26 protein-coding genes are annotated in these 24,475 nt (G+C 68.4%); 12 read left to right on the plus strand and 14 right to left on the minus strand.

Annotated features, from left to right (window positions below; all coding sequences use genetic code 11):
* Positions 1-123: 123 nt before the first annotated feature.
* Positions 124-918 (minus strand): PhzF family phenazine biosynthesis protein, encoded by a 795-nt coding sequence (locus AB0O34_RS29065; protein ID WP_363920748.1) that lies wholly within the window; start codon positions 916-918, stop codon positions 124-126.
* Between the two features lie 165 nt (positions 919-1,083).
* Between AB0O34_RS29065 and AB0O34_RS29070 the strand changes: the two genes are divergently transcribed.
* A complete protein-coding gene (locus AB0O34_RS29070) occupies positions 1,084-1,464 on the plus strand; it encodes a cell division protein SepF (protein ID WP_363920750.1) in 381 nt (126 codons plus the stop codon).
* Positions 1,465-1,543: 79 nt separating this feature from the next.
* Entirely contained in the window at positions 1,544-2,836 is a 1,293-nt protein-coding gene (locus AB0O34_RS29075; RefSeq protein WP_363920751.1) for a glycosyltransferase family 87 protein, read from the plus strand.
* Here the strand turns inward: AB0O34_RS29075 and AB0O34_RS29080 are convergent.
* From AB0O34_RS29080 to AB0O34_RS29095, 4 genes are all read right to left on the minus strand, one after another.
* Positions 2,790-4,184 (minus strand): hypothetical protein, encoded by a 1,395-nt coding sequence (locus tag AB0O34_RS29080; RefSeq protein WP_363920793.1) that lies wholly within the window; start codon positions 4,182-4,184, stop codon positions 2,790-2,792. The genes AB0O34_RS29075 and AB0O34_RS29080 overlap by 47 nt on opposite strands.
* Positions 4,185-4,371: 187 nt before the next feature.
* Complete coding sequence (argS, locus tag AB0O34_RS29085; RefSeq protein WP_363920795.1) at positions 4,372-6,114, minus strand: arginine--tRNA ligase; 1,743 nt, start codon at positions 6,112-6,114, stop codon at positions 4,372-4,374.
* Between the two features lie 85 nt (positions 6,115-6,199).
* On the minus strand, positions 6,200-7,219 hold the full coding sequence (gene plsX / locus AB0O34_RS29090; RefSeq protein WP_363920753.1) for a phosphate acyltransferase PlsX: 1,020 nt from the start codon (positions 7,217-7,219) through the stop codon (positions 6,200-6,202).
* 55 nt (positions 7,220-7,274) lie between these two features.
* Complete coding sequence (locus AB0O34_RS29095; protein WP_363920755.1) at positions 7,275-8,021, minus strand: DUF1707 domain-containing protein; 747 nt, start codon at positions 8,019-8,021, stop codon at positions 7,275-7,277.
* A 51-nt stretch (positions 8,022-8,072) separates the two neighbouring features.
* Here AB0O34_RS29095 and AB0O34_RS29100 point away from each other — a divergent pair, with 51 nt between their 5' ends.
* Entirely contained in the window at positions 8,073-9,401 is a 1,329-nt protein-coding gene (locus tag AB0O34_RS29100; protein WP_363920757.1) for a lysine 2,3-aminomutase, read from the plus strand.
* Positions 9,402-9,512: 111 nt separating this feature from the next.
* On the opposite strand, the gene AB0O34_RS29105 is transcribed toward AB0O34_RS29100, so the two are convergent.
* The 4 genes from AB0O34_RS29105 to AB0O34_RS29120 form a co-directional block, all read right to left on the minus strand.
* Positions 9,513-9,692, minus strand: coding sequence for a hypothetical protein (locus AB0O34_RS29105; RefSeq protein ID WP_358558168.1), 180 nt, complete (start codon positions 9,690-9,692; stop codon positions 9,513-9,515).
* Between the two features lie 134 nt (positions 9,693-9,826).
* On the minus strand, positions 9,827-10,360 hold the full coding sequence (locus AB0O34_RS29110; RefSeq protein ID WP_363920759.1) for a YbhB/YbcL family Raf kinase inhibitor-like protein: 534 nt from the start codon (positions 10,358-10,360) through the stop codon (positions 9,827-9,829).
* 109 nt (positions 10,361-10,469) lie between these two features.
* Positions 10,470-11,306, minus strand: coding sequence for an ABC transporter ATP-binding protein (locus AB0O34_RS29115; RefSeq protein ID WP_363920761.1), 837 nt, complete (start codon positions 11,304-11,306; stop codon positions 10,470-10,472).
* Positions 11,299-12,258 (minus strand): ABC transporter permease, encoded by a 960-nt coding sequence (locus tag AB0O34_RS29120; protein ID WP_363920763.1) that lies wholly within the window; start codon positions 12,256-12,258, stop codon positions 11,299-11,301. The genes AB0O34_RS29115 and AB0O34_RS29120 overlap by 8 nt, the downstream gene beginning before the upstream one ends.
* Before the next feature lie 443 nt (positions 12,259-12,701).
* Between AB0O34_RS29120 and AB0O34_RS29125 the strand changes: the two genes are divergently transcribed.
* The 5 genes from AB0O34_RS29125 to AB0O34_RS29145 all read left to right on the plus strand — a co-directional run bounded on the left by AB0O34_RS29125 (position 12,702) and on the right by AB0O34_RS29145 (position 18,366).
* On the plus strand, positions 12,702-14,339 hold the full coding sequence (locus AB0O34_RS29125) for an ABC transporter substrate-binding protein (protein WP_363920765.1): 1,638 nt from the start codon (positions 12,702-12,704) through the stop codon (positions 14,337-14,339).
* A gap of 113 nt (positions 14,340-14,452) precedes the next feature.
* Positions 14,453-15,394 carry an ABC transporter permease gene (locus tag AB0O34_RS29130; RefSeq protein ID WP_363920767.1) on the plus strand — a complete coding sequence of 314 codons (942 nt, stop codon included), beginning with the start codon at positions 14,453-14,455 and terminating at the stop codon, positions 15,392-15,394.
* The gene (locus AB0O34_RS29135) at positions 15,387-16,307 is read left to right on the plus strand and encodes an ABC transporter permease (protein WP_363920769.1); all 921 of its coding nucleotides are present in this window, start codon (positions 15,387-15,389) and stop codon (positions 16,305-16,307) included. The genes AB0O34_RS29130 and AB0O34_RS29135 overlap by 8 nt, the downstream gene beginning before the upstream one ends.
* Positions 16,308-16,322: 15 nt before the next feature.
* Positions 16,323-17,360, plus strand: a complete 1,038-nt coding sequence (locus AB0O34_RS29140; RefSeq protein ID WP_363920771.1) for an ABC transporter ATP-binding protein — start codon at positions 16,323-16,325, stop codon at positions 17,358-17,360.
* The gene (locus AB0O34_RS29145; protein WP_363920773.1) at positions 17,344-18,366 is read left to right on the plus strand and encodes a dipeptide ABC transporter ATP-binding protein; all 1,023 of its coding nucleotides are present in this window, start codon (positions 17,344-17,346) and stop codon (positions 18,364-18,366) included. The genes AB0O34_RS29140 and AB0O34_RS29145 overlap by 17 nt, the downstream gene beginning before the upstream one ends.
* 58 nt (positions 18,367-18,424) lie before the next feature.
* Here AB0O34_RS29145 and AB0O34_RS29150 read toward each other — a convergent pair whose 3' ends face one another.
* From AB0O34_RS29150 to AB0O34_RS29170, 5 genes are all read right to left on the minus strand, one after another.
* Complete coding sequence (locus AB0O34_RS29150; RefSeq protein WP_363920775.1) at positions 18,425-18,724, minus strand: hypothetical protein; 300 nt, start codon at positions 18,722-18,724, stop codon at positions 18,425-18,427.
* 138 nt (positions 18,725-18,862) lie between these two features.
* Complete coding sequence (locus AB0O34_RS29155) at positions 18,863-20,041, minus strand: lipid-transfer protein (protein ID WP_363920777.1); 1,179 nt, start codon at positions 20,039-20,041, stop codon at positions 18,863-18,865.
* Positions 20,038-20,463, minus strand: coding sequence for an OB-fold domain-containing protein (locus AB0O34_RS29160; protein WP_363920779.1), 426 nt, complete (start codon positions 20,461-20,463; stop codon positions 20,038-20,040). Before AB0O34_RS29160 ends, AB0O34_RS29155 begins: the two co-directional genes overlap by 4 nt.
* Positions 20,464-20,566: 103 nt before the next feature.
* Positions 20,567-21,379: an SAM-dependent chlorinase/fluorinase gene (locus tag AB0O34_RS29165; RefSeq protein ID WP_363920781.1), complete on the minus strand. Its 813-nt coding sequence runs from the start codon at positions 21,377-21,379 to the stop codon at positions 20,567-20,569.
* 288 nt (positions 21,380-21,667) lie between these two features.
* Positions 21,668-21,940 (minus strand): hypothetical protein, encoded by a 273-nt coding sequence (locus AB0O34_RS29170; protein ID WP_363920783.1) that lies wholly within the window; start codon positions 21,938-21,940, stop codon positions 21,668-21,670.
* A gap of 308 nt (positions 21,941-22,248) precedes the next feature.
* Here AB0O34_RS29170 and AB0O34_RS29175 point away from each other — a divergent pair, with 308 nt between their 5' ends.
* From AB0O34_RS29175 to AB0O34_RS29190, 4 genes are all read left to right on the plus strand, one after another.
* Complete coding sequence (locus AB0O34_RS29175) at positions 22,249-22,605, plus strand: hypothetical protein (RefSeq protein WP_363920785.1); 357 nt, start codon at positions 22,249-22,251, stop codon at positions 22,603-22,605.
* 2 nt (positions 22,606-22,607) lie between these two features.
* Positions 22,608-22,904 (plus strand): hypothetical protein, encoded by a 297-nt coding sequence (locus AB0O34_RS29180; protein ID WP_363920787.1) that lies wholly within the window; start codon positions 22,608-22,610, stop codon positions 22,902-22,904.
* A 5-nt stretch (positions 22,905-22,909) separates the two neighbouring features.
* The gene (locus tag AB0O34_RS29185) at positions 22,910-23,263 is read left to right on the plus strand and encodes a type II toxin-antitoxin system PemK/MazF family toxin (protein ID WP_363920789.1); all 354 of its coding nucleotides are present in this window, start codon (positions 22,910-22,912) and stop codon (positions 23,261-23,263) included.
* Positions 23,264-23,474: 211 nt separating this feature from the next.
* Positions 23,475-24,263 (plus strand): aminoglycoside phosphotransferase family protein, encoded by a 789-nt coding sequence (locus tag AB0O34_RS29190; RefSeq protein WP_363920791.1) that lies wholly within the window; start codon positions 23,475-23,477, stop codon positions 24,261-24,263.
* Positions 24,264-24,475: the final 212 nt, after the last annotated feature.

Here is a 24,475-nt window from a genome sequence, read left to right on the forward strand (position 1 = left end):
TGGTACTGCACCGGGGACGGTGTGGGAGAGTAGGACACCGCCGGACAAATATTTGTTATGAGCAGGGAAGCCATCCACTTTGTGGGTGGCTTTCCTGCGTTATAGGGGCATTTTGTACCAGGCTCAGACGTGGAGTACCCCGGACCAGACGGTGACGGCGTTCCCGCTGATCTCGGTGCGCTCGCCCCGCAGCGTGGTGTGGACGATGCCGCCTCGCTGGGACAGCTGCGCTCCCACGAGAGCCTCCCGGCCGAGCTTGGCCGACCAGTAGGGCCCGAGCATGCAGTGGGCGGAGCCCGTCACCGGGTCCTCGGCGACGCCGGCGCTGGGCGCGAAGAACCGAGAGACGTAGTCGACGTCACCCGAGGTGTCGGCGGCGCGGGCGGTGACGCACACGGCCCGCGCTTCGAGCGTGGTCAGGGCGTCGATGTCGGGGGCCAGGTCGCGCACGACCTCCTCGGACTCCACTTCGACCAGGAGGTCCATGCGACCCATGCCGACCCATGCCGGGGACACCCCGAGCGCCTTGACCAGCGTCGCCGGAGCGGAAATCTCCTCCGGAAGATATGACGGAAAATCCATCGAAATACGGCCGTGATCAAGCTGATTGGTGGTGAGAATTCCACTCTTTGTAGAAAACTCGATCGAGCCGGAGGCCGCCCCGGACGTATATAGGACGTGCGCGGCGGCGAGCGTCGCGTGCCCGCACAGCGCCACCTCGACGGCCGGGGTGAACCACCGCAGGGAGCGCGGCCGGCCCTCGCCCTGGTCCGCGACGTAGGCCGTCTCGGAGTGTCGCATCTCGCTGGCCAGCGCCTGCATCCACTCGTCGGATCTCGGAGAGTCCAGCAGGCAGACGGCCGCCGGGTTACCCTTGAAGGCCTGATCGGTGAACGAATCGACGGTGAAGATACGCATGCCGACGATCCTATCCACCCCCAGATAACCGGTCGAAACAGCAGCGAAAACCGTGCAAAATCAAAACTACGTGGGCGTGTCGCGCGGCCCCAGCCGATACGTGAGTTACGGTCATTTGTGTCGGGGCACGGTGAAACTGGCCGGTTCTCGCGGAAAGGACAGCCGATGGGGGCAGTGCGCAGGGTGGTGAGCTACCTTGGCCTGGGCGATGGGGATCAGTACGACGAGCCCTACGACTACGACGAGTACGAGGATGAGTCCATGCCCGCGTCGGAACGGGCCGCCAGGCGCTGGGGGTCGGGTGGGGATCCCGCACGGATCATCATGATCCGCCCGCGGAAGTATTCCGACGCGCTTACCGTGGGACAGCACTTCAGGGAGGGCCAGGCGGTCATCATGGACGTCGCGGGGATGTCCATGGCCGAGGCGACGCGGATGGTCGATTTCGCCGCCGGCCTGACGTATGGCTGCGAGGGACGCATTGAGCGGATCGCCGACAAGGTCTTCCTGCTGGCCCCTGCCGACGTCGAGATCTCGACCACCTAGCCACCGCGGCCCCGGCTCCGCCGGCGGTTCAGGCGACGGCCAGGGTCAGAGCCCGGACCACGGACTCGCTTCGTGGTTGATGACCCAGGCGTCCCTGCCCGCGCGGATCGCCGCGGCCGTGGTGCTCATGCTTCCCGCTGCCGGGGTCATCCGCAGGGGCAGCGCGATGCAGGACAACGGGTACGTCGTGAAGGCCGCCAGGGCTCTCCTGAGCGGCCACTCCCCGTACGCCGACGAGCGCTTCCTCTATCTGCCGAGCAGCGCGGTCGCGGCGCTGGCCGAGGCCTGGCTGGATGATCGCACGATCCAGCTGGTGTTCCCCTTCGTCCTGGCGGTGCTCACGCTGTCGGGCTGGTCGCTGGCCCTGGGGCTCTGCGGGGTGCGGGTGGGCAGCCGGCTGGGGCTCCTCGGGATGGCCGCGATCGCCTTGCTCTTCGGCTATCGCAGCCTGCTCGCCGTGGGGAACTGGAGCGTGGTCGCCGTCGTCGCGTTCCCCGCGGCGCTGCTGCTGTGCGCGCGGAACCGCTGGAGCGCCGCCGCGGTGGTCGCGGGAGTGTCCATCGCGTTGAAACCCATGCTCGTGCCGCTCGCGCTGCTCTTCCTGTTCGCCAGGCGGCGCCGGGCGCTCGTCATCCTGGTCGCCGTGCCCCTGCTTCTCGTGCTGCTCTCCCTGCCGCTCACCCCCGAGCCGGGGAGGTTCGTGTCCGACACGCTGCCGTTCCTGCTCCACGGGCAGGACGAGTACGCGAAGCCGTACGACGCCTCGCTGGCCTCGATCCTGCCCCGGCTGGGTGCGGGAAGTGACCTCACCCTGGCGATCAGGGCCGTGGTGGCGGTGGCCGGACTGCTGCTCGCCTGGACGCGCTGGCGCCTGCCCGACGACACCGCCGTGTTGGACCGTTCCGTTCTGCTGGGCGAGCCGGTGGGCGTCCGGAACCGGGCAGGCGGGTACGTCCTTCGGTCCTTGGAGCTCAGGCTGGTCGAGACCGCCAGCATGATCATGGTCACGGTCTTCCTGGTCTTCACCCCGGGGTTCGGGCACTACTCGCTGGTGATTTTGCTGCCGCTCGCCGCCACCGCGATCGACCGCCGCTCGGTGGCCCGTTCTCCGTGGTTCTGGGTGGCCCTGGCGCCGCAGTTCCCTGGTGTGGAGATACCTGGCCTCACGACGCCGCAGACGCGCGCGTTCACGGTCTTCTTCATGCACGGCGTGCTGGCCCTGCTGCTCGCGTTCCGAACCGCCCGTACGTCCGGGGAGCCGAGCGGCTCCGGCGACCCGCATGATCTCGGCGAATGGCCGGAGGAACCGATCGAACGGGTGGTGGTCACCGCTGGTCGGCGACCGCCGGACCTCGGCGCAGCAGGCGGGTGAGTGCCGTGAGGTTCGCGGCCGCGGTCTCCGACCGCTGGGCGGCCTCGCGGGCGTAGTCGTGTAATGCCCAGACCGCCTGGTCGGCCTCCTCGCGCAGCCGCGCCACCTCGGCCTCGACGCGCCGCGCCTCCGCCTGCTCGCGGCTGTTGAGGCGCCACAGCAGGTAGCCGACGATCCCCCCGAGGACCAGCGCGGCGATGGCGAACAGCTCGGACACCGTGAACGCCAGCACCAATGCCGCGATCGGCAGCAGCGCCGGCCCGTACACCAGCCAGCGCCCGGATCCGCGCGGCGCCGCTTCGGCTCTGACCCGCTCCTCCGCCGCCGCGAGCGAGGCGGTGTCCGGCCCCTCGGGCCGGAGGGTGACGTCGTGCCCGAGGATCGGCACGGTGATCTCGCTGGGGGGCGCCGCCTTGCTCGCCTGTGCGAGCTCGCCGGCGGCCGAGCGTACGACGGGCGCGGCCACGTGGAAGGCGATCGCCGCCAGGTGCGGGTCGGAACCCGACTGGACGTCGTCGAGCAGGTGCCCGGTGAGGGAGCACATCGGGCCAGGCTCCTCCGAGCCGACGAGCGACCGCAGCACGGTCAGCGGCTCGGCGTCCGGCCACGGGCCGAGGCTCTCGGATCGGGGGATCACCGACGGGCGGGTGGAGGTGATCTCGGTGCACCGTTCGAGAAGGTGGGAGAGCCGGGCCGCCGCCTGGACGGGCTCGGCCAGCGACGGCACCTCGGCGAGGGCCGGCAGGGCGCTCAGAGCCGGTGACACGGCGACGGAGGTCTCGGCCGGGACGAGGGCGCGCAGCCAGCGGTCGGGCTCCGCGGTCGAGGGCACGGCCGCGGCGTCGAGCTTGCGCAGTACGAAGATCTTCCCCGCGGGCCCGTACGCGCCGCGGGCGGCTGCCGTCCACAGGGCGCGCTGACCGGGCGTGACGGGCCGCTCGGTCGACAGGTCGCCGAACGCGGTGCCGAGCCAGGAGGCGTGGACGCGGTCGCCGTGCCCGCTCACGGCGAGCGACAGGCAGAGGAACAGCGCGGTGGCGGCCTCGTCGAGCTGGGCCGCGCGGGTGAGCGGCTCCAGGGCGTCCTCGCCGGAAAGGATCAGTACAAGGGCCTCGGTGGCCGGGGCGAGCCAGAATCCCGGCACGTCGAGGGTGTTCGGAGGCGGCTGCGGCACTGTGCCGTCCGCCGCGATATGGGTGAAAAGCGCCTCGGCGTACCGCCGTAGCTCCGAGACGTCGCCGTCGTGGCCGGGTGGCTCCGCCGGGTGCTCTGGAGGCCCTTCGGCGTGAGGCTGTGGCTTCGTCGGCTCCGCGGCCCCGGGGACGCCGGGGTTCGCGGTCAGATCCATGCTCAAGGCGGGCAGCTCCCCGAAGGCGTGAGGAAGGCCCCCGGAGGCGAGGGTTCGGCGGGCACTCCCATGACCGCGCCCAGGTTAGTTCTTTGGACGTGACGGTGTACGGCGGCACGCCGACGGGGGCGAAGGAACAGCGAGGAAGTCGGGCCGGCCGCGATCGGACGCGGCCGGACCAAGATGATCACATACGGTCGGGCACAGGGACGCCGAGAAGGTTCAGACCGGTCTGCAGCACGCGCAGGCTCAGCGCGCACAGCGCGAGACGCGAGGCCCTCGTCTCGGGGTCGACGTCGTCCCTCAGCACGGGGCACTTCTCGTAGAACGTGGTGAACGCGCTCGCGGTCTCGAAGAGGTAGGCGCAGACCCGGTGGGGCTCGGCCGTCGCCGCGGCGTTCTCGACCACGGCGCCGAAGCCCAGCAGCTGAAGCGCCAGGGCGCGCTCCGCGGGCTCCCCGAGGGTGATCGGCCCGGCCACCTCGGCCGGGTCGACGCCGCCCTTGCGGAAGATCGAGCGGATCCTGGCCGTGGCGTACTGCATGTAGGGGCCGGTGTTGCCGGTGAAGGAAAGCATGCGGTCGTAGTCGAAGATGTACTCGCTGTCGTGGCTGACCGACAGGTCGGCGTACTTCACGGCGCCCATGCCGACCGTGCGGGCGATCTCGGAGCGGGTCGCCTCGTCGTAGCCGCGCTCGGCGATGGCGGCCGAGGCGCGGTCGACGGCCTCGTCGAGTAGGTCGGTCAGCTTGACCGACTGGCCGGCCCGCGTGCGGAACCGGCGGCCGTCGGAGCCCAGCATCATGCCGATCTGGATGTGCTCGGCGTCCACGTCGTCGGTCAGCCAGCCCGCCTGGCGTGCGGCGGCGAAGACCATCTGGAAATGGAGCGCCTGGTCGGCGCCCACGACGTACAGGATGCGGTCGGCCTTGATGTCGCGCACCCGGTAGCGGATGGCGGCGAGGTCGGTCGTGGCGTAGCCGTAGCCGCCGTCGCTCTTACGGATGATCAGAGGCAGCGGCTTGTCGTCGCTGCCCTTGAACCCCGGCGGGAACACGCAGAGCGCGCCCTCGCTCATCACGGCGACCCCGGAGGCCTCCAGGTCGGCGCAGGTCTCCGCGAGCATCGAGTTGTACATGCTCTCGCCGGCGATGTCGTCGTCGGTCAGCGTGACGCCCAGCGTGGAGTAGACCTTGTTGAAATAGCGGATCGTGGCGTCCATGAACAGGTGCCAGAGCCGGATGGTCTCGGGCTCCTCCGCCTGGAGGGTCGCCACGCGCCGGCGCGAGCGCTCCTTGAACGCGGCGTCGGAGTCGAACTTGCTCCGCGCCTCCTGGTAGTACTCACTGCCCTCGCCGGCCTCCAGCTGGGCGACGGCGTTGGCCTCGCCGATGTCGAGGAGGTGCTCGATCAGCATGCCGAACGGGGTGCCCCAGTCGCCCACGTGGTTCTGCCGGATGGCGCGGTTGCCGAGGTGCTCCAGCATGCGGACCAGGGAGTCACCGACGATGGTGGTGCGGAGGTGCCCGACGTGCATCTCCTTGGCGGCGTTGGGCGCGGAGTAGTCGACGACGACGGTCTGCGGGGGCGTGGTCAGCCCGACCCCGCCGCGCGGGTCCTCAAGGGTGTGCAGGGCCTGCGCGGCGATCCAGCCGTCCTTCAGCGTGATGTTGAGGAAGCCGGGCCCGCTGATCTCGACGCTCTCGAAGACGTCGTCGGCTCCGCCGGTGCCGAGCGCGTCGGCGATGGCCTGGGCGACCTCCCGTGGCGCTCGTCGCAGCCGCTTGGCCAGGCTCAGTGCCACGTTCGCCTGGTAGTCGGCGAACTGGGAGGGCCGGATCAGCGGGTCGGCGCCTGCGTACTCCGGGCCGAACGCGGTGCCCAGCGCTTGCTGGACCCGCTCGGTGAGCACGAGCTGCGGGTCGGTCATGCTCCAAGGATATCTGCTGATCATCAGCGCCGAACGTGGTTGTCCGGCCGCCTCCGTGCCAGTGGGACTGGAGTGAAGGATGCCGTCACCAGAGGCGATGTGACTTCTGCGTCGTCGCGATGCGCTCGGCGACGTGGCCGACGGTGCCCTGGCGGGCGAGCGTCGAGGCGAGCACGCAGGCCGCCGCGATGCCCTTGGCCGTCGAGGAGCCGTGGGCGATGACCACGGTGCCGTTCAGGCCGAGCAGGACCGCGCCGCCGTAGGCCTCAGGATCGAGCCGTTTGCGCAGCTCGCGCAGCCGCCCACGCTGGAAGAACGCGCCGAACCGCGCCATGCGGCCGCCTTCGAGCGTCTCGCGCAGCTCGGTGAACGCGTAGCGGACGGTGCCTTCCATCGTCTTGAGTGCCACGTTGCCGGTGAAGCCGTCGGTGACGATGACGTCCACGACGCCGTTCAGCAGGTCGTGGCCCTCGACGTTGCCCGTGAAGTTCAGGCCGGGGGCGGCGGAGAGGAGCTCGTGGGCGCGCTTGGCGAGCTTGTTGCCCTTCTCGGCCTCCCCGCCGATCGTGAGCAGCCCCACACGCGGCCGTTCGATGTCGATGGCCGTCTCGGCGTACGCCACTCCCAGGTGGGCGAACTGCACCAGGATCTCCGGCTTGACGTCGGCGGTGGCGCCGGCGTCCAGCAGCACGGTGGGATGGGGCCTGGTCGGCAGGGGGACGGCGATCGCCGGCCGGAGCACGCCCTGCTGGGCTCGCAGCCGGAGCTTGCCCGTCGCCACCACCCCGGCCGTGGACCCGGCGGACACGACGGCGGACGCGTCGCCGCGCCGTACGAGATGGCAGGCCACGGCGATGCTGGAGCGGGGACGGCGCAGGCTGGCGAGGGCGCCCTCGTCCATGGTGAGGGTCTCCTCCGCGCGCACGATGGGGATCTCCCCGGCCGCGTCCAGCTTGGCGAGCGCCTCGGAGATGGCAGGGGGCGCCCCGACGAGGACGATGGGCACCCCGTGCTCCCGCACGGCCTGTACGGCTCCCGCCACGATCTCGCCAGGGGCGTGGTCGCCTCCCATGGCGTCAAGGGCTATCGGCGGAATGCCGTCCAAGCGGTCACCTCGTACGGAATGAGTTTGTGTCCCGCATCGTAGGTGGCCGGGTGGACTACTGCGCGCGCCAGGGCCAGTGCCAATCGGCGGCCCCGCGTGAGACCACGACCTTGCCGAACATCGCCTTGCCGGTCACGCGGATGAGAGGGCCGTTCGGGTCGCCGCCCTGCTCGCCGCCGGAGACGTGGCGCTTGGAGAAGATCGCGCTGCCCTCGTCGATCACGCGGGCGTTGCCGGGCACGCGCACGATCAGCTTGCCGCAGAACGAGTTGAGCTCCAGGGTGACCTCGCGGCCCGGGAGCACGGCGTCGGAGAGGTCGACGATCAGCGCTCCGAAGGTCGAGCGCAGCACCGTGTGGCGGCCGGCCACCCAGCGACCACCCCGGATGACCTTGCTGAACACCGCCGCGACCTCTTGCTGCTCCGCGCTGAACGCCGACGCGGGCGCGCTGGTGAGGTCGGGCACGTCGCGGGTCAGCGGGACCAGGTCGCCGATGGTGACCGCGGTGTAGGTCGCCTCCAGCCGGTCGGCGTGCTCGACGCTGGTGAGGCGGCCGGTGGCGAGGGCCTCGGCGAGAACGGCGGCCACTCGATCACGATCGGCGTCGGAGGCGCGTTGTGCGGTGTCCGCTGCGCGCGCGGCTGTGTCGCCTGCCTCGAAGGGCGTAAGGGAGCTCACGAAGCCCAGAGTAACCCAACTCAAGATATGTCGCGATATTCGGAAGGTTTTACCAAGGCTTTTCGGTCGTACGGAACCAAGCCGACTCGCTGGCGCGTCCGTTAAGGAAAGCGATAGACGCATGAGAGGCGCATCAGGTTTACCGGAGAGCCCACAAGAGAGGAAAAATCTCGAGTGACCCTTACACAGACCGGTACACGAGGATTCCGGGCCTACACGGCCAAACACCTGGACGATCTGCTCAAGCGGGCAGGGTTCGACTCCGAGACACGACTGCGCATCCGGGCGGTGGCGTCCGTGCTCCCCTTCCGGACCAACGGGTACGTCGTCGACGAACTGATCGACTGGTCCGACATTCCGGATGACCCGATATACCGGCTGGTGTTCCCACAGGAGAACATGCTCCCCGAGGCGGATGTGTCGCGCATCGCCGGACTGCTCCGTGCCGAGGCGCCGGCCCGTGAGATCCAGACGGCCGCGAACGCGGTGCGGATGAGGCTCAACCCGCATCCGGCGGGGCAGATGGAGCTCAACATGCCGAGGGCCGGCAGTGAACCGGTGCCGGGCATGCAGCACAAGTACCCGGAGACCGTCCTGTTCTTCCCCAAGCAGGGGCAGACCTGTCACGCGTACTGCACGTACTGCTTCCGATGGGCGCAGTTCGTCGGCGAGCCGGACCTGAAGATGGCCACGGACGACATCGACGGCCTGGTGCGGTACCTGCGCGAGCATCCCCAGGTCACCAGCGTGCTGTTCACGGGCGGCGACCCGATGATCATGAGCGGCCCGGTGCTGCGGCGGTACGTCGAGCCGCTGCTCGCGCTGGAGCAGCTGGAGTCGATCCGCATCGGCACCAAGTCGCTGGCGTACTGGCCCGGGCGCTTCGTGACCGACCCGGACGCGGCGGAGACGCTGCGCCTGTTCTCCGCCGTGGCGGAGTCGGGCAAGAACCTCGCCTTCATGGCCCACTTCTCCCACCCCCGGGAGATGGACTCGCAACTCGTGCGGACCGCCGTGAGCGCGATCAGGGACACGGGCGCGGTGATCAGGACCCAGGCGCCGCTCATCAGGTCGATCAACGACGACGCGGACACGTGGGTGGAGATGTGGCGTACCCAGCACGCGCTGGGCATGGTGCCGTACTACATGTTCGTCGAGCGTGACACGGGCCCGCAGGACTACTTCGCGGTGCCGCTGGCGCGGGCGTACGAGATCTTCCGTGACGCCTACGCGCGGGTCTCGGGGCTCTGCCGCACGGTGCGGGGACCCTCGATGTCGTCGACGCCAGGGAAGGTCTGCGTCGACGGTGTCACCGAGGTGGCGGGTCTCAAGGTCTTCGTGCTCCACCTGATCCAGGCGCGCGACCCCGGTCTGGTCGGGCGGCCGTTCTTCGCGCACTACGACCCCAAAGCGGTCTGGATCAGCGACCTGCGGCCCGCCTTCGCCGACCGCTTCCCCTTCGACCCCGCCACGCTGAGCGAGGACGACCTCGTGGCCCGCTGAGTGGCAGGAGAAGGCCGACCGGCGCCCCCTCGGCGGGAGCGCCGGCCGGCCCGGTGTTCGAACGGCGAGCGAAGGAACGGTCGAATATCGGCTGGACGATGAACTTCGGTGTCAGGCGCCCGGGGCGCGCACGTAGGTGCGGCGGGCGATCTGGGCCTGCAGTCGTGCCATCTGCCAGTGCAGCTCGATGAGCTGCTCGGCGAGCAGGCCACGTGGAATGTCCGACGGGTCCTCGGCGGACAGGTGATCGATCGCGTTCGCCAGCTCTCGCACCCCGCACCCCCACTCCATCACGGTTTCCCTCAGATCGAATCTTCGTTCGAATCATAGTGGAACGCCGTGCGAAGTGTCAGCAGATTCACCCCGCGTGTTCGGACTTCTGTACGGTCTAGCCCGTCGAGTGACGCCCGGCCACAGGACCGGACTCAGGTCTCGTAGACCGGGGCGATGTACCCGCGGGCGAGCGTGTTGCCGGTGATGTTGAAGCCCACGACGGCCGAGGGCGTGTCGCCGTCGACGCCGAGCTTCTCCACCCCGAGCGCGTGCACGGCGAACAGGTAGCGGTGGGGGGTGCCCGGAGGCGGCGCGGCGCCGCCGTACGCGCGGGTGCCGTAGTCGGTGCGCCCGTGGACGGCTCCCTCGGGCAGCCCCTTCATGTCGCCCGAGCCGGCGCCGGCCGGAAGCTCGGTCACGTCGGCGGGGATGTCGAACAGGACCCAGTGCCAGAAGCCGCTGCCGGTCGGCGCGTCGGGGTCGAAGCACGTCACGGCGTAGCTCTTGGTGCCCTCGGGCGCGCCCGACCAGCGCAGGTGAGGCGACACGTTGCGCCCGTTCATGCCCCAGTCGTCGAAGACATGGTCGTCCGACATGCGCTGTGCGTCGCTCACGTCGTCGCTCTCGACGGTCAGCGAGGGGACCTCGGGGAGGAAGTCATAGGGAATCGGCGGTTGCTTGGCCACGGTGGATCTCCGATGGAAGGACGGTTTCGGTCGTCCCCATCTTGCCCCGTGCCGCGCGGGTCAGGCGATCGGTGGCCCGGGAGAGCGCCGTCGATCCCCGGGCTGACGATCAGGAGTTGTACGCGGCGAGCACCGTCGCCGGGTCGCCGTCCATCTTGATCTGGCCCTTGTGCAGCCAGATGACCCGGTTGCAGGTCTCCTCGATGACGTCGAGGTTGTGGGCGACCAGGAACACCGTGCCGGCCTGCTCGCGCATCTGGTGGATGCGCTCCTGGCTCTTGCGCTTGAAGTCGCGGTCGCCGGTGGCGAGCGCCTCGTCGATGAGCAGCACGTTGTGGACCTTGGCCGAGGCGATGGCGAAGCGGAGCCGCGCGCCCATGCCCGAGGAGTACGTCGACATCGGGAACTGCACGAACTCGCCGATGCCGGAGAACTCGACGATCTCCTCGTAGCGCTCCTTGACCTGGGCGGGGGTCATGCCCATGGCGTAGCAGCCGAGCACGATGTTGCGCTCGCCCGTCAGCTCCTTCATCAGCGCGGCGTTGACGCCGAGCAGCGAGGGCTGGCCGTCGGTGTAGACCGAGCCCTTGTGCGGGGGAAGGAGGCCGGCGATGGCCCGCAGCAGCGTGGACTTGCCCGAGCCGTTGCGCCCGATGATGCCGATGGCGTCGCCGTGGCGGGCGACGAAGGAGACGCCCTTGACGGCGTGGACCTCCTTCATCTGCGGCCGCCCCTGGCGCCGGATGATGCGCATGAGGGCGTTGGCGGCGTTGCCCTTCTCGTGGGCGCTGGCCGCGCCGTACACGCGGTAGACGATGTGGAGGCCATCGACGATGACCGTCGGGGCGCCGGGCTCGGGCGCGTCCACCGGCGCCGCCGCGGGCTGGGACGCCGCCTCCTCGTTCGGGTGGGCCATCTGGGACAGCTCCTTGGTCAGCTCAGCCACGGCCATACCTCTCCTCGGCCCGCCAGAAGTACCAGAAGCCGCCGATCAACGCGACCGCGGCCCAAAAGCCAGCGTATAGCCACAGTTGGGGGAGGCTGCTGTGGGGGAAATGATGCTTGGCCAGGTCCTGGGGATAGGTGCTGAGGATCAGGTGGCGAATCAGATCGATGAAGACCGAAGGAGGGTTGAACTCCAGCAGGAAGCGTGCCCACTCGGGGGAGCCCTTCATGCGGGCCGGGATGCTGTAGAAGACGCCCGAGGTGTAGAGCCAGGTGCGCAGGATGAACGGGAGCAGTTGGTTCATGTCGCGGACGAACGCCCCGACACGCGCCAGCAGCAGGCTCACCCCGACGTTGAAGATCGTCTGGAGCAGCAGCGCGAACGGGACGAGCAGCCACAGCCAGGTCAGCGACTCGCCCGTGACGAGCACGATGACGGCGAGCACGCCCATCGAGATGGCCAGCTGCTGGAACTCCTGGATGGTGTACGCCAGGGGAAGCGCGGCCCGCGGGAAGTGGAGCGCCCGGATCAGCGAGAGGTTCCCGGAGATCGACTTGGCGCCGCCGGTGACCGATCGCTGCGTGTAGGAGTACACGAACACGCCAGTGATCAGGAACGCGGTGTAGTTGGTGATGTCCGCCTTCTGCCCCATGATCACGCCGAACATGAGGAAGTAGACCCCGGCGTTGAGGAGCGGCGTCAGCACCTGCCACAGCTGGCCGAGTGCCGAGTCGGAGTACTTCGAGACGTTACGCGACGTGGCGTACGTGAAGACGAAGTGCCGCCTGTCCCACAATTGACGCAGGTAGGCGGGCAGACTGGGACGCGCGATGGCGCGTCGCAACCCGTGGCGCTCGGCGAGCGCGGACAGCGATTCCTTCCCGCTGGGGGAGGAGCCGCTCGCCCGGTCGCCCGCCCGGGAGTCCGCGACAGCGGATTCCGGCTGACTCATGGCATGGACTCTATTGGATGCGGGTGAATGAGATGCCTACGGTGCCGCTTGACCACCGTGGTTCATGAGAGCACAAGGCCCGGTCAAGGCTAACGCACGGCGTCGTCGCAGGTCGGCCGGGGGTTCGATGCGCATGCCGGGCCTGTCCCAGGATGCGACCACTGCCGGGTCATGTGTACCTTAGTGACGTCTTTGTGCCTGATCAAGGCATTATTGACAGCGTAGTTGGTATGCGTGTGACGTCCGAGAGGGACACGTGTGACCGAACTGCAATGCGCCAGAGACTCGCTGGTGAGAAGTAGTGAGGGATGCTCACGGTCGACTGGCAGGGCGTCAACTGATTTGACCGTGTCCGCGAATTCCAGGGACGGATCCCTTGGAAGGCGCAGCCGACATGAGCGGTTCAGTGCCAACGCCCACCTTAGAGGGAGGATTAATCCACGATGCGTGTGACCAAGGGCGCACAGATCGTCGCCGGGACCGCGCTGCTTGCGCTGGCGGTTGCGGCGTGCGGCGGCAGCGGCGACACGTCCGGCTCCAGCTCCAGCGCCGCCGGAAACGCCGGGGCGGTCCGGGTCGAGATCGCTGAACCCCAGCACGACCTGATTCCGGGCAACACCACTGAGACCAGCGGCGCTGAAGTGCTGAACGCGCTGTTCGTCGGTCTCGTTGACTACGACGCGGACAAGAAACCCTTCAACCGCGTGGCCGAGTCCATTGAGTCGCCCGACTCCACGACGTGGACGATCAAGCTCAAGGATGGGTACAAGTGGCACAACGGTGAGCCCGTTGTCGCCCAGAACTTCGTCGACTCCTGGAACTTCACCGCCAACGGTGCCAACGCCCAGGAGGGCAACTACTTCTTCGGCAGCATCGTCGGATACGACGAGCTGAACCCGGGCGAGGGCAAGACGCCGACGGCGACCACCCTCAGTGGTCTGAAGGTCGTCGACGACAAGACCTTCACCGTCGAGCTGAAGAACCCGTTCTCCGGCTTCCCGACGATGCTGGGCTACACGGCGTTCTACCCGCTTCCCAAGGCCGCCTTCGAGGGCGACAAGCTGAAGGCCGACTTCGGTGGCAACCCGATCGGCAACGGTCCCTTCAAGATCTCCAAGCCGTGGAAGCGCGGCACGGACCAGACCATCTCCACGGTCCGGAACGAGGACTTCAAGGAGGGCAAGGCCAAGGTCGACGCGGTCGACTTCAAGATCTACACCGACCTGAACACCGCGTTCAACGACCTGCGCGCCGGCAACCTGGACATCATGGACCAGCTGCCCGCCGAGGCCATCTCCACCGCCAAGCAGGAGTTCGGCGACCGCTACATCGAGCAGCCGTCCTCCGGCATCGGCTACATCGGCTTCCCGATCAAGAGCGGTGCCGACTACGCCAAGAGCGCGGACGTCCGCAAGGCGATCTCCATGGCGATCGACCGCAAGACGATCACCGAGACCGTCTTCTCCGGCACCCGCGTTCCGGCCGACGACTTCATCAGCCCGGTCGTCTCCGGCTACCGCCAGGGCGCCTGCGGCGAGGCGTGCACCTACGACCCCGCCAAGGCCAAGGCGCTGTTCGAGCAGGCCGGTGGCCCGAAGATGGGCGCCATCGAGATCGGCTACAACGGTGACGGCGGCCACAAGGAGTGGATCGAGGCCGTCGCCAACAACCTGCGCACCAACCTCGGTGCGGAGGTGACGCCGAAGCCGGTGGAGAAGTTCGCCACCATCCTCGACGACCTGGGCGCCAAGAAGTGGCCGGGCAGCTTCCGGATGGCGTGGATCATGGACTACCCGTCCCCGGAGAACTACCTGCGGCCGATCTTCGGATCCGGCGGTAGCTCGAACTACTCGGGCTACAAGAGCAAGGAGTTCGACGACCTGCTGACCGCGGGTGACGCGGCAAAGACCCTGGACGAGGGCGTCAAGTCCTACCAGCAGGCCGACGACCTTCTCATCAAGGATCTGCCGTACATTCCGGTGTACTTCTACCAGACGAACGGCGCTTACTCGCAGCACGTGAAGAACGTCAAGATTGACCCGTTCGAGCGGATCGACCTGTTCAACGTAGAGAAGGCCTGACGTCAACCACTCCGGGTGGTTCGGTACCCTGAACCACCCGGAGTGGGAGACCACCCACGAGGGCAGCTCAGTTGGTTGCGGCGGGCTGCCCTTTGTAATGATCGGGAGACAGAATGGGCCGCTACGTCATCAGGCGCCTGCTCCAGGCGATCCCTGTGCTGCTGGGCACCACATTCCTCATCTTCGCCATCGTCTACGCGCTGCCGGGTGACCCCCTACAGGCGCTGGCCGGTGAGAAACGCGTCGACCCGGTCTTCGCGGCGGCGATGAGGGAACAGTTCCACCTCAACGAACCGCTCATCGTCCGGTACGGCTACTACCTCCGTGACATCGTGACCGGCAACTTCGGGACCACCTTCCGTGGGCTTCCCGTGTCCACCATCTTCGAGGGCAAGTTCCAGGTCACCTTCAAACTGTCCATCACCGCCCTCATCTTCGAGGCGATCATCGGCATCGGCCTCGGCCTGTGGGCGGCGCTGCGCCGCGGCAGGTGGGAGGACAAGGCCGTCCTCGCCGTCACGCTGCTGATGGTGTCGATCCCCACCCTGGTGAGCGGCTTCGTCCTCCAGCTGGTGCTCGGCGTGGAGCTGAAGCGGTCCATGGGCATCGACTTCTTCCCCGTCGCCGGCGTGCAGGACGGGGTGCGCAGCTACCTGGTGCCCGGATTCGTCCTCGCGATGGTCTCCATCGCCTACCTCACCCGGCTCACGCGCACGAGCCTCATGGAGACGCTTCGCGCCGACTACATCCGTACGGCCGTCGCGAAGGGGATGTCGCGGCGACGGGTGCTGGGACGGCACGCGTTACGGAACTCGCTGATCCCCCTGGTGACCTACCTCGGCGCGGACCTCGGCACGCTGATGGGCGGTGCGGTGATCACCGAGACCATCTTCAACCTGCCCGGCATCGGCCAGCAGCTCTTCCAGTCGGTCTACCTGCGGGAGAACCCCGTGGTGGTGGGCATCGTCACGGTCCTGGTCCTGATCTACATCGTGGCCAACCTCGTCGTCGACCTGCTGTACGCCGTACTCGACCCCAGGATCCGCTATGAGTAACGACACTCTCCCGGCGACCGCACCGGCGCAGCCCGTCAAGCCGTCGAAGGGCAAGCGGCCCGCCAGCCTGTGGTCGGACGCGTGGTACGACCTGCGGCGCAACCCGGTGTTCATCATCGGCGCCGCCATGATCGCGCTGTTCGTGGCCATCTCCGCGTTCCCCGGCGTGTTCGACACCGTGGGCGTGGACCCGTCGACCTGCTCCCTCGCCCAGGCCCGCAAGGGCATCAACAGCGAGCACTGGTTCGGCACGGACAACCTCGGCTGTGACGTGTACTCCCGCGTGATCCACGGCGCCAGGGTCTCGATCATCGTCGGCATCGTCAGCGCGGCGGTGACCGGTATCGTCGGCGGCCTGCTCGGCCTGCTCGCGGGCTTCTACGGGCGCTGGGTCGATGTGATCCTCTCGCGTGTCGCCGAGATCTTCTTCGCGATCCCCTCCATCCTCGGCGCCCTGCTGATCCTGGCCGTGATCGGACGCGACAACGCGGGTATCGGCAGCGTCGTGCTCGCTCTCGCCCTGCTGGCCTGGCCGATGATCCTGCGCATCATGCGGGCGTCGGTCATCACGGCCAAGCACCAGGACTACGTCGTGGCGGCCCGTGCGCTCGGCGCCGGCCCCGGGCGGATCATGATGCGGCACATCCTGCCCAACGCGATCGCGCCGGTGATCGTGGTGTCCACGATCAACCTGGGCGCGTTCATCGCCGCGGAGGCGGCCCTGTCCTTTCTCGGCGTGGGCATCCAGTCACCCCAGATCTCCTGGGGCCTGATGATCGCGGACGCGCGCAACCGCTTCCTGGAGGCGCCGTTGCCGCTGCTGTTCCCCGCGCTGTTCCTGAGCCTCGTCATCCTCAGCGTGGTCATGCTGGGTGACGCGGTTCGTGACGCGCTCGACCCGAAGCTGCGGTAGGAGAGGGCACCGAAGGTGAACAACCCGTCAGTCGACACGCACCCGCTGTCGGACGAAGTGGGACAAGAACCCCTACTCGCGGTGGACAACCTGCACGTGGAGTTCGTGACCCGGCAGGGCCTCGTCAAGGCCGTGAACGGCGTGAGCTACACGGTGAACGCCGGCGAGTCGCTCGCGGTGCTCGGCGAGTCCGGTTCGGGCAAGTCGGTGACCGCACAGGCCATCATGGGCATTCTCGACATGCCGCCCGCCCGGATCCCCAAGGGGGAGATCCGCTTCCGCGGCACGGACATGCTCAAGCTCTCGGACCAGGCGCGCAGCCAGATCCGCGGGCAGCGCATCGCGATGATCTTCCAGGACGCGCTGTCGGCGCTGAACCCGGTGTTCACCGTGGGCTGGCAGATCAGCGAGATGTTCCGGGTCCACCGCGGCATGTCCAAGCGCGACGGCATGAAGAAGGCCGTCGAGCTCATGGACCGGGTGCGCATCCCGGCCGCCAGGCAGCGCGTGAACGACTACCCCCACCAGTTCTCCGGCGGCATGCGCCAGCGCATCATGATCGCGATGTCGATCGCGCTGGACCCCGAGGTCCTGATCGCGGACGAGCCGACCACCGCGCTCGACGTGACCGTCCAGGCCCAGATCATGGAGCTGCTCGCCGAGTTGCAGCGAGAGAGCAACATGGGGCTGATCCTGATCACCCACGACCTCGGCGTGGTCGCCGACGTCGCCGACAAGATCGCGGTCATGTACGGCGGGCGCATCGTCGAGAACGCCCCGGTCCACGACCTGTACAAGAACCCCGGGCACCCCTACTCCAAGGGCCTGCTGGACTCGATCCCGAGGGTCGACCAGAAGGGCCAGGAGCTCTACGCCATCAAGGGGCTACCGCCCAACCTGCTCGACATGCCTTCGGGCTGTGCCTTCCACCCCCGCTGCCCGTATGGCCGCCCCAACTGCGTGACCGACGTGCCCCCGCTGTACGAGATCAGCGGGACGCGCGGGAGCGCCTGCCACTACTACCGGGAGGTCCTCGATGGCACCATCGGCTGAGCGGATCCTCGAGGTTCGTGACCTGGTCAAGCACTTCCCGCTGAGCCAGGGCATCATCCTCAAGCGCCAGATCGGTGCGATCAAGGCCGTGGACGGGGTCTCCTTCGACCTCCACCGTGGTGAGACGCTCGGTGTCGTGGGCGAGTCGGGGTGCGGCAAGTCCACACTGGCCAAGCTGCTGATGGCGCTTGAGCGGCCCACCTCGGGCGAGGTGAAGATCAACGGCGTCGACATGGCCAAGGCGCACGGCGGCGAGCTCAAGCGCATGCGCCGCAACATCCAGATGGTCATGCAGGACCCGTACACCTCGCTGAACCCCCGCATGACGGTCGGCGACATCGTCGGCGAGCCGTTCGAGATCCACTCCGACGTGGCGCCCAAGGGCGACCGGCGCAGGAAGGTGCAGGAGCTGCTGGAGGTGGTCGGCCTCAACCCCGAGCACATCAACCGCTACCCGCACCAGTTCTCCGGCGGCCAGCGGCAGCGCATCGGCATCGCCCGAGGGCTGGCGCTCCAGCCTGAGGTCATCATCTGCGACGAGCCGGTCTCCGCGCTCGACGTGTCGATCCAGGCCCAGGTGATGAACCTGCTGGAGCGGCTGCAGAACGAGTTCAACCTCGCCTACATCTTCATCGCCCACGACCTGTCGGTCGTACGGCACATCTCCGACCGCGTCGCGGTGATGTACCTGGGCAAGATCGTGGAGCTGGGCAAGGACGTCGCGATCTACGAGCAGCCGGCGCATCCGTACACCCAGGCGCTGCTGTCGGCGGTGCCCGTACCGGACCCCGAGGGCCGCGAGCAGCGCGAGCGGATCATCCTGCAGGGCGACCCGCCGTCCCCGGCCGACCCGCCGTCGGGCTGCCGGTTCCGTACGCGGTGCTGGAAGGCGCAGGACATCTGCGCCCAGCAGGAGCCGCCGCTGGAGATCCGTGCGGGCGGGCACCTGAGCGCCTGCCACTTCGCGGAGGAGCACGACGTCATCCACGCGGTGACCGAGGCGTGACGTTCGGATCCTCCACAGGCCGTCGGCGCCTGTGGAGGATCCGGCCCGCCGGGTGGCGTTACGCGGTGAGGCCCGTGCCGATGTTCCCCGAAACTCTCGCGATGCTGACATCCCCGGAGGTGTCGGCGGTCACGTCGCCGCCGGCGTCCGCATCGGTGCCGAGGTTGTCCCCGGTCCCCGTGTCGTCGTCCTCCTCGCCGGTGCCCAGCCCAAGGTCCGTGCCGAGACCCAGTCCGGCATCGCCGCCCACCCCCCAGTTGCCACCGGTCAATACGGAGCCCGCGGCGGAAGCGGCGGTGGCCGGAGCCGCGATGGCGATGGCGGCGCAGGCCGACGTGATCAGAAGACGGCGAATCATGCTGTTCCCCCCGTAGAAAACCCGCCGCGAAGCCGTTGGGATCAGAATCCTGGAGCATCGATATGTTCCGCGCCGGGTGACTCTCTGTGACCGCTATGAGATACCCAGAGTAGGAACGTAGATAAAGGTGGTGAATGGTCAGCTGATGGCGAGGATTGCGGAGCCGTGACCGAAGAGTCCTTGGTTCACGGCGAGGCCGACTCGCGCGCCCTCCACCTGGCGTGCGCCGGCCGTGCCCCTCAGCTGCCAGGTCAGCTCGCACACCTGCGCGATGGCCTGCGCCGGGATCGCCTCGCCGAACGACGCCAGGCCGCCTGAGGGGTTGACCGGCACCTTGCCGCCCAGGGCGGTCTCCCCCGAGCGGACGAGCTCGGACGCCTCGCCCCGCGCGCAGAGCCCGATGTCCTCGTACCAGTCGAGTTCCAGCGCGGTGGACAGGTCGTACACCTCGGCGAGGGAGAGGTCGCCCGGCCCCACTCCGGCCTCTTCGTAGGCCGCCGCCGCGATCGACGGCCGGAAGGGACGGTCCGGCGGGGCCACCGCGGCCGAGGAGTCCGTGGCGAAGTCCGGCATCTCCAGCACGGTGTTGGGGAAGGTGGGGGTCACTGTGGAGACGGCCGCGACGCGCACGCCCGAGAGCCCCCGGCGGCGGGCGAAGGAGTCCGAGACGAGCACCAGGGCGGCGCCGCCGTCGGAGGTCGCGCAGATGTCCATGAGGCGCAGCGGGTCGGCGACCATCGGCGAGGCCAGCACCTCCTCCGCCGACACGGCCTTGCGGTAGCGCGCGTTGGGGTTCAGCGACCCCGCCCTGGCGTTCTTCACCTTCACCGCGGCGAAGTCCTCCGCCGTGGAACCGTAGAGAGCCATGCGGCGGCGCGCGTACATGGCGAAGTAGGCGGGATTGGTGGCCCCGAGCAGGCGGAATCTCAGCCAGTCCGGATCGTCGGGGCGGTCGCCGCCTACGGGCGTGAAGAACCCCTTCGGGGTCGAGTCCGCCCCGACCACCAGGGCGACGTCGCAGAGCCCCGCGAGGATCCTCGTGCGGGCGATCTCCAGCGCGTGGGCGCCCGAGGCGCAGGCGGCGTAGCAGGAGGCGACGCGCGCGCCCGTCCAGCCGAGCGCCTGGGCGAACGCCGATCCGGCGACGAAGCCGGGGTAGCCGTTCCTGATGGTGTCCGCGCCGACCAGGAACTGCACGTCGGTCCAGTGCAGGCCGGCATCCGCCAGCGCCTCGCGGGCGGCGGCGACGCCGTACTCGACGAAAGGCCGTCCCCACTTGCCCCAGGGGTGCATTCCGGCGCCGGCTACCAGTGTCATGGTGTGACCGCCTCGGCGGGGAGCCCCCACATCCACACGAGCGGGCCGTCGGCGAGTGGGCCGCAGGTCAGCTCCAGCTCCATCCCGACGCGCAGATCGTCCACGGTCAGGTGCGGGGTGACCTGGCCGAGCACCACGATGCCCTCGGCCGCGAGCTCCACCGCCGCGAGCGTCACCGGCGTGTACGGCTCGGCCGCCGCGTAGGGCGGGGGCGGCGGGTAGCACGCGTTGGTGTAGGACCAGACCGTGCCCCTTCGCGACAGCCGTACCCGCGCGGGCGAGCTTCCGTCGCAGCGCGGGTTGCGGCAGAACCCGGTGCGGGGAGGGAACGCGACGGTGCCACAGTCCGCGCAGCGGGTGCCGAGCAGGTGTGTGACACCGTCCTCGACGGTGAACCAGCCGTCGATCGCGAGCGCACCCATGTACCCCAATATGACACAAGCGCTTGCTCAAATACGAGGGTTCACCCGTCGCCCGCCCGTGCGACCGTACGAAGGGTCACCCGTCAGCCGCCGGCACGGGAGGTCACCCGTCGCCCGCCCGTGCGAGCCGTACGTGTGCGCCCGGGGGCAGGCCGAGACGCTGCGCGGCGTCGCCCGAGTTGACCGCGAGCGCCACCAGCCCGGCCGAGTCGGTGAACGCGACGAGGTTCCCCGGCGCCACGGCGGCGTAGGTGTCACGGAACGGCACGGTGATCTGGCGCCTTCCCATGGACACCGCGAGGTTGTCTCCGGCGCGGACGCCGAGGGTCACCAGATCGTCGGCGGTCACGGAGAGTTGCACGTTCCCGTAGCGGTCGAGCGACAGCACCTCGCCCTCGGCCGCGCCTTCGCCCAGCCGCGCGGTGGGGGCGGGAAGCGACAGGAGGCGGTCGAGCGGGATCTCCGGGCCGAGGTCGGCGGGCTTGCGCCCGGCGCACAGGTGCGCCGCGACCGGCGCGTAGACGTCGCGCCCGTGGAACGTCGGCGACACCGGAGTGAGGAACAGCTCCTCGTTCGTTATCTCGTACGCGACCCGCGCCCCGCCGGAGGCCAGCAAGGCCCAGGAGAGCAGGCCGTTGTCCGGCCCGATGAACACCCGGCCGCCCGCCTCCACGGCGACGGAGCGCCGGGCGCTGGCGGCGGCCGGGTCGACGGCGGCGATGTGCACGCCCGCCGGAAGGTATGTCAGCGTCTGGGCGAGGATCGCGGCACCACGTCGGATGTCCCCGGCCGGAACCAGATGACAGACGTCGATGATCCGTGCCTCCGGGGCGATACCGATGATCACCCCGTGGCACGACGCCACGAACCCGTCTTCCAAACCGTAGTCGGTGAGAAGCGTGATGACTGAGGTCACACCTGGTGACTGTACGTCGTAGGAACGCGGTCTCATAGGGGCGCATCGGGAGACATCGGCAACCGTGTCGATCTGCCGTTTAGGCCAGTTCGATCAAACGCGGGTACATCGGGATTCATCCGGATACACGCGCGGCGGTATCACGCGAAGTATCACGCCGAGAATCGGCCGGCCCCGGAGAGCTCATGCCCTGCTCGCTCATCCGGGGCGGCCAGCCACCCCCCGGTGAGCGTCGCTCGACGGGCTCCTGGTCGCCGACGTTGAGAGCGGCCAAGAGTAGGTCCGGTCCTACTTCCTCGACGACCAGGGCCCCGACCTGATGGCCGTGGCCGACGCCGCGTACGCGCTCCGCGAGGCCGCCGGCACGCTGCCCCCGCGAGTCCGGGCCGCCCCCGTCCAGGACCCGGCGGAGAAGGTCCTCGCCGCGTTCGGCGACGACGACCGGCTGCACACCGCCGAGCTGGCCGAGCGGCTCGGCGACGGCTGGAACGCCTCCCGGTTCGCCGAGACGTTGCGGCCGTACGGCATCGCCCCCGGCGACATGAAGATCAGCGGAACCAACCGGAACGGGTACCGCCGCCAAGACCTCGAATCGGCTCGTACGGGGCGTGCCGACGCTGCGGCGGCACAGGAGAGGCGCGCCGGTGATCAGTCCTTGATCGTCGGTAGTCGCCCGATCGCGCGCGGCCGTGCTCGGGCTTTCGTCGAGTCGAGGACTGCAGCGGCCGCCGCAACGAAACCCGCAAGCGCGCGTGAACCCTGTGACACACTTACGTGTCCAACCTTTGGCCCTCATCGGGGACCAGGGCATAGCACTGCAGGACCGCCAATGTCAGACTGACGGTGTGCGAGAGCAGGAGAATCCGATCGTGGAGAACTTCCCCATCACGGTCGATTGGAGCGCAGCGAACGGCGTGCCAATCACGCACGTCAACCAGTTCGTCGTGCAGCCAGGTCCACCGACCGCTGGTGCGGGGCCGGATGGGGTCTACCTGATGTTGGGAAGCATCCCGCCGCCGATGATCCCGATGGACGCGGAGGGCCAGAAACGTGCGCTCGAGCTGCTGAAGGCCACTGGTCTCAAGGTCGCTGTGCACGGTCGCTTCCAGATGAGCCGCGAAAGACTTGACGAGCTGATGCAGGTACTCCAGCAGACTGCGGAAAACTACGACCGCATGATCGAAGAGGCTGCACAGGCACAGTCCGCATCAGAAGAAGAGGACTGATCATGATCTCCCTCGCTATGTCTCTCTACTCCTCGCCTAGCACTCAAGACGGCTTCAACTACCAGATGCCTGTGGCTAAGCATGTCCGAGTACGCCCCCACAGGAGACTTCGGATCACCCGCACTCGTCCGGATGTTGCTGTTGTGATTGAAGGACCGTGGTCTGCAGCTGCCAGCAACACGATCGTCATCCCGCGAGAGCTGACGATGGAGGAAGAGTTCGATCTTGTCGCGGCTGAAACGTTAGCGTGGGCGGAGGCCACGCTGCCGATCACCGCAGAGACGTGGGGCGAGGAGTAGCTACTGTGCCTCACCCCGCAGTCCCCCCGAAGCGGGGTGAGATCTACTGGGTTGACCACAACCCTGCCAGAGGATCGGAACAGGCTGGCATGCGGCCTGGAGTCGTCATCTCGCAGGACTCATTCAACCGACGTATGCCTGTGGTTGTGGTCGCGTCGATGACCACAAAGATCAAACCCGCCCTTCAGAAGATCGTCGTTACGCTTCCTGCAGGCCAACCGTTGCAGCACGCGGGGCAGATTCTCGCCTTCCAGGTCATGACCATCGATCAAGGCCGTCTGGGGAACTACATGGGCACCCTGGACAAGAACCAGGTGGAAGATCTCAAGACTGCGCTGCGAACCGTGTGGGATCTCTAACCATTGGATCTGCCGACGCCCACCAAGGGCGTCCACGGCCATCGGCAACGCCCGGGCACGACGAAACGCCCCGGTCAGGCGCGGCGCGCCTCCAGGTCGTCGCCAGCCTCGGGCATCCGCCGGTTGCCGGCGTCACGGCGAGTCCGTGGGGCCCAAGCAGCCAGGTCGTCCGTACACGCGAGGAGCGCGAAATCACCGGGGAAGGCGACAGATGCCTGATCGGGAGATTCTGGCTGGCGGCGGCGTCAACGAGGTGGTGAGGATCGGCGCGACCGTGCAACGTCCGACCGGGCCGTGGTCACCCATGGTCCACGGACTCCTGCGGCACCTGCGGGCGCGGGGCTTCACCGCGTCGCCTGCGGTCCATGGAGTGACCGACGACGGCTTCGAGATCCTGGACTTCCTGCCGGGCGAGGTCAGTAACTACCCGGCCACCCCTGCGGCCGCCTCCATGGAGGCACTGGAGAGCGCCGCCGAGCTGCTGCGCTCCTACCATGACACCACCATGGAGTACGCCCGCGACGTGATCGGCGGCTGGATGCTGCCCGCCCGCGTGCCCGTCGAGGTGATCTGCCACGGCGACTACGCTCCGCACAACTGCGTCCTCGACGGTGACAGGGTGGTCGGGATCATCGACTTCGACACCGCTCACCCCGGCCCTCGACTCTGGGACGTCGCCTACGCCGTCTACCGCTGGGCCCCCACCACCGCACCCGCCAACGCCGACGGCTTCGGCACGGCAGAAGAACAAGCCCGCCGCGCACGCCTGTTCTGCGATTGCTACGGACTCGACACCGCCGACCGCACCAGCCTGGTCGACACCATCATCGCCCGCCTGCATGCCTTGGTGGACTTCATGCACGCCCAAGCCGCCGTCGGCAACGCGGCCTTCGCAGGCCACCTGGCCGACGGGCACCACCTTCAGTACCTCGCGGATGCTGCCTACCTCAACGAGCAACGGGCCGTTTTCGCCCGCCAGCTCGGCCCTGGAGGAGGATGACCCTTGGACCAGGCCGAGCGTGTCATGAAGCTCAACGGATGGCTCACAAGACTGACGCCAGCGTGACGCGGCTCTCCTGCTCGGCGATCGCCCGATACAGCTCGAACTCGTCATCGGCGTCGACCGTGCGCCACGCGCCGGCCTTATCCTCGGCGTCGTCGACGTGGCGGTGGCGACCTTCGTGGCCACCCCACCGACCGAGGTGACGGTCT

Source organism: Sphaerisporangium sp. NPDC088356 (genome assembly GCF_040685555.1).
GTDB lineage: Bacteria > Actinomycetota > Actinomycetes > Streptosporangiales > Streptosporangiaceae > Sphaerisporangium.